General features: G+C 43.8%; 6 protein-coding genes. 3 read left to right on the top strand and 3 right to left on the bottom strand.

Annotated features, from left to right (window positions below):
* The 3 genes from F7C14_RS08940 to F7C14_RS08950 all read right to left on the bottom strand — a co-directional run.
* Nucleotides 1–1,268: DUF2298 domain-containing protein (locus tag F7C14_RS08940; protein WP_290902019.1), on the bottom strand; the 1,268-nt coding region annotated here is incomplete at its 3' end.
* Nucleotides 1,265–1,675, bottom strand: coding sequence for a secondary thiamine-phosphate synthase enzyme YjbQ (locus F7C14_RS08945; RefSeq protein ID WP_290902021.1), 411 nt, complete (start codon nucleotides 1,673–1,675; stop codon nucleotides 1,265–1,267). The genes F7C14_RS08945 and F7C14_RS08940, both read right to left, overlap by 4 nt.
* Nucleotides 1,676–1,699: 24 nt before the next feature.
* On the bottom strand, nucleotides 1,700–2,149 hold the full coding sequence (locus F7C14_RS08950; RefSeq protein ID WP_290902023.1) for a TIGR00725 family protein: 450 nt from the start codon (nucleotides 2,147–2,149) through the stop codon (nucleotides 1,700–1,702).
* Nucleotides 2,150–2,223: 74 nt separating this feature from the next.
* On the opposite strand from F7C14_RS08950, the gene F7C14_RS08955 reads away from it, so the two are divergent.
* The 3 genes from F7C14_RS08955 to F7C14_RS08965 form a co-directional block, all read left to right on the top strand.
* Nucleotides 2,224–2,682 carry a thioredoxin family protein gene (locus F7C14_RS08955; RefSeq protein WP_290902025.1) on the top strand — a complete coding sequence of 153 codons (459 nt, stop codon included), beginning with the start codon at nucleotides 2,224–2,226 and terminating at the stop codon, nucleotides 2,680–2,682.
* On the top strand, nucleotides 2,654–3,451 hold the full coding sequence (gene larE, locus F7C14_RS08960; RefSeq protein WP_290902027.1) for an ATP-dependent sacrificial sulfur transferase LarE: 798 nt from the start codon (nucleotides 2,654–2,656) through the stop codon (nucleotides 3,449–3,451). Before F7C14_RS08955 ends, larE begins: the two co-directional genes overlap by 29 nt.
* Before the next feature lie 42 nt (nucleotides 3,452–3,493).
* Nucleotides 3,494–4,015: 30S ribosomal protein S3ae (locus F7C14_RS08965; protein WP_290902029.1), on the top strand; the 522-nt coding region annotated here is incomplete at its 3' end.

Genomic DNA, 4,015 nt, shown 5'->3' on the forward strand with positions numbered 1-4,015 from the left:
CTCGTGTCTATAGCAAAGAATTCGCAGGAAGCTATGAAAAGGGTAGCCACCAGAACAAGGTAGGAAACGAAATCTCTCCTCATCAGCGAGTATATTGCAAGGGGGATCAGCAAAAAGATTGGTGAAACTATAGCAAGAATAAGAGCTATTAAAAAGTGCGGAGCCTTCTCGATCTCCTCTCTGAAGTAAACGTAGGTGAGAAGTAGGATGAAACCCCAGAACATTAGAAATTCCTTGAAATTCGATCTCTCTGCTGTGAAGAAAAAGCCAGCTTTAACGTTCATGGTCGATGCGTAAGCTGCTACTATTAGCAAACCGAGGGTGAAGTAGAGGTAGGAGATTCCCCTCCTCTTTAGGACGACGAGCAATGATAAGAGTAAAAACGCCGGAAAGTCCCAAGAATTGGTTGCGTAGCTCACGAAGAGTAAGATCGGAAGTAGAAAAGCGAATCTACCTTCCTTGTAAATGTAGTAGAGAATAGCCAAAAACAAAATTTTTACCGGAATTGCTATGACGTGAGCATGCAGATCGGCGTGAATGAAGCTGAAATAGGGAAATTCAGTTATGACGAATCTATAAGTTTCATCCGGAATAATTCTCGTTGAGTTCCAGTAGTAAAGAAAGCCCGGAAGTTTGCCGTTGAAAATGTTCTGAAAGAATTCGTAAACGGAGTGAGGATTCCCGGAAATTAGTGGAACTAAAGCTAAAATTCTCTTATTCACATCGAATTCCCTGAAAAATCCGAAGAGGATGGAGAGAGTGTAAGCGGGAATTGACGCCATCGCTATGTTGAAACCGTAATCCGGAGTGGTGAGAGCGATTTTAGTCACTACGGCAGCTACAACGTATCCAAAGTAGTAGTAGAAGTCGAGCTTTCCTCCAGCGAAGAAGGGATCCAAAGGAGGAAACCTTTCAGCGTAAAACGTTGAGCTTAAAAAGGCGAAGTCCATGAGCTTCTCAGCCCCTATTGCTTCCGGAACGAGAGAGCGAAGGAACAGGAAGAAAAAGTACGTTGAGTAGAATACTGCATCGTTCTTCCACTCTACGATAAAGCCGCCCGAGTAAATTCTCAAGGCTATGGCAGAAACAACGATAAGAAAAGCTACAGCAAAGGCGAGATGAAAGCTCAAGAAAAAGGAGAGGAAAAAGGATATAAAAGAGATGAGTATCAGACTCAAAAATCTTGAGATGTAAACCGGCTTTCCGAGCTGATTGAAGTAGAGATTGGCTGCTGCGAAAATTAAAACTGATAAAATCGGATGGATCATTCTACCTCACCAAGAATTTGCAGAACGACTTTTCTCCTCCTCTTCCTCGTGTCGAAGTTTATCAGAACCACCTGCTGCCACGTTCCGAGCATCAGCTCTTTATTCTTGAAAGGTATCAGAACACTCGGACCTACTATCGAAGCTTTTACGTGGGAAGATCCGTTGTCGTCACCCCAAGTTTTGTGATGCTCGTAGGGGTAGTTGTAGGGGGCTATTTTCTCCATTATAGCCGGAAAGTCCTTTTTCAATCCCGGCTCGTACTCTATCGTAGTAATCGCTCCAGTCGAACCAACGGAAAAAACGAGAACTGCCCCGTCGTTAACTTTGCTTTCTTTCACGAACCTCTTTATCTCCTCGGTTAAATCGACCATGCCATCTCTTTCAACTTCGAACTCAAGAATTTTCATAGTTAAAAAGACGATCTTGAGATATTAACTTTTTCCTAAAGCAATGTCTACTGCTTCATCAGGCGTTTTAGCTTCAATTAGTCCGGGCAATTTTACGGGGGTTTTTATTCCCACGACTCTCTTCCCTTCTTTTAAAGCTATAGCCATTTCCGAAATCGTTCCGTAACCTCCACCGACAGCTATCAGAACGTCACTCGAATGAACGATTATCATGTTCCTCGCATGTCCCATGTTCGTGGCTATAACAACGTCACAGTATCTATTCGCCTCCTCTTTGTTCTTCCCCGGAACGATTCCCACCACGAATCCACCCTTCTTCTTTGCACCTCTACTCACAGCCTCCATGACTCCGTAAAGTCCTCCGTTTATAATCACGCATTTTCTCTCGGCAAGGAGCTCTCCAACTCTTTCAGCGATCTCGCAAACGTTTTCGTAACAATCCCCACTTCCTATGACACCAACTTGCAGTGGCATAAAGAGAGTTCGAGCTTTTGCGTAAAAAATCAATGGTGGGGAAAATTTAAATATTATCCGCGAAATTTCCTTCCGTGAGGTCGATAGCTGCTTTAATACTAATAGCTGTCGGTGCATTTTTCGTACTTTTCAGCTTCCAGTCATCTCCAAGTGTGGAGTTTTACAGCTACGAAGAAGGGTTGAAAATAGCCGCCGAGAAGAACAAACCGATTCTTCTCATAGTTTCCTCCAACACCTGCGTTTACTGCACGATATTCAAAGAGGATTTTGAAAAGTACGATGATTTAAGGCTCGCTTTGAGTAAGTTCGTAATAGTAGAGGTGGATTACGTAAGAGAAAGAGAGCTCGCCAAAAAGTTCGGAGCAACCGGCACTCCGGAGTTTCACTTCCTCTACCCCAACGGGACACCGATAATGTACGAAGGAAAAAGGGTGGTCATGCTCGGGTACTCTTCTGAATACAGGCAAGACCTTATAAACCTTGCAAACTTTGCATACCAAATATATGAACGAAGCAAAGCTCAAAAAACTTGAAAAATTCATCTCAAGTTTCGAAAGAGTTATTGTGGCTTTCAGCGGAGGAGTTGACAGCTCAACTTTGGCTGGATTGGCTAACGAACTTACAGATGTTCTCGCTGTGACGATAATCTCTCCCACAACACCTTCAAGGGAGATAAGAGAGGCTGAAAGGATCGCAAAAGAGCTAAACCTTAAACACAGATTTTACAACCTCAACGAACTTGAGGATGAGAACTTCGTTAAGAATACGGAAGACAGATGTTACTTCTGCAAGAGGATGGTTTTGACTTCACTGAAAAAAATTGCCGAAGAGGAAGGATACGAAGCCGTTTTCGAGGGAACGAATGCAAGCGAATTACAAGGACATAGACCGGGATACAGGGCGGTGGTAGAATTGGAGAACGTTTACAGTCCTTGGGCGATCTTCGGCTTTACGAAGGAGGAAATCAGGGAAATAGCAAAGATAAAGGGATACTCATTCTGGGACAAGCCGAGCGTAGCTTGTTTATCTTCGAGAATTCCATTCAACACTCCGATCGATGAAGTTTCCCTTAAAATGGTGGACGAAGCCGAAAATTACATAATAGAGATTGCCGGAGTTAGGCAGGTTAGGGTGAGGAAGATAGACGGTAGAGCTGTGATAGAGGTCGGCAAAGACGAGGTTGAAAAGCTTTTAAACAAAGAGATTGTTGAGAAAATAGTTCCCAAACTCAGATCCCTTGGATTTAAAGCCGTGCTGCTCGACCTCGAAGGTTATCGCACTGGAAAGCTAAGTCAACGATAAGGTTTATTAATTGAGAGAAAAACTTGCCTGAGAGGTGTTGAAATGGCAAGGAAGAGGAGAGCGAGAGTTAAGGATAAGTGGGCATCAAAGAAGTGGTTCACTCTAATCGCTCCTGAGTATTTCGGATATGCGGAAGTAGGATACACTCCGGCTGATAGCGAAGAGAAAGTTATAGGAAGGACGGTAGAGATCACTTTAGCCGAACTCACCAACGACTACTCGAACCAGAATCCCTACAAGAAGTTGAAGTTCAAGGTTTACAAGGTCGCTGGAGAGAACGCCTACACGAAATTCCACGAGTTCGAGTTGATGAGAGACTACCTCAACAGTTTAACAAGGAGGAGGACGAGCAAGATAGAGGACATCGTTGACGTAACCACCGCCGACGGATACAAGCTGAGAGTAAAGAGCGTTGCTTTTACCGTTAAGAGATGCCAAAGCTCACAAAAGAGGGCGATAAGGAAGGTTATGAGAGAGATTGTTACTAATGCTGCAAGCAAAGAAAAATTCGTCCAGTTCTTGCAAGAAGCCGTCCTCGGAAAGATTCCAGCTGAAATCTACAAG

The sequence above is a fragment of the Ferroglobus sp. genome (genome assembly GCF_015521575.1).
Classification (GTDB): domain Archaea; phylum Halobacteriota; class Archaeoglobi; order Archaeoglobales; family Archaeoglobaceae; genus Ferroglobus.

Bases quoted from the DNA above. Each gene is read 5' to 3' on its own strand.
- F7C14_RS08945 (WP_290902021.1), bottom strand. From the start codon at position 1,675: ATGAAAATTCTTGAGTTCGAAGTTGAAAGAGATGGCATGGTCGATTTA.
- F7C14_RS08950 (WP_290902023.1), bottom strand. From the start codon at position 2,149: ATGCCACTGCAAGTTGGTGTCATAGGAAGTGGGGATTGTTACGAAAAC.
- larE (WP_290902027.1), top strand. From the start codon at position 2,654: ATGAACGAAGCAAAGCTCAAAAAACTTGAAAAATTCATCTCAAGTTTC.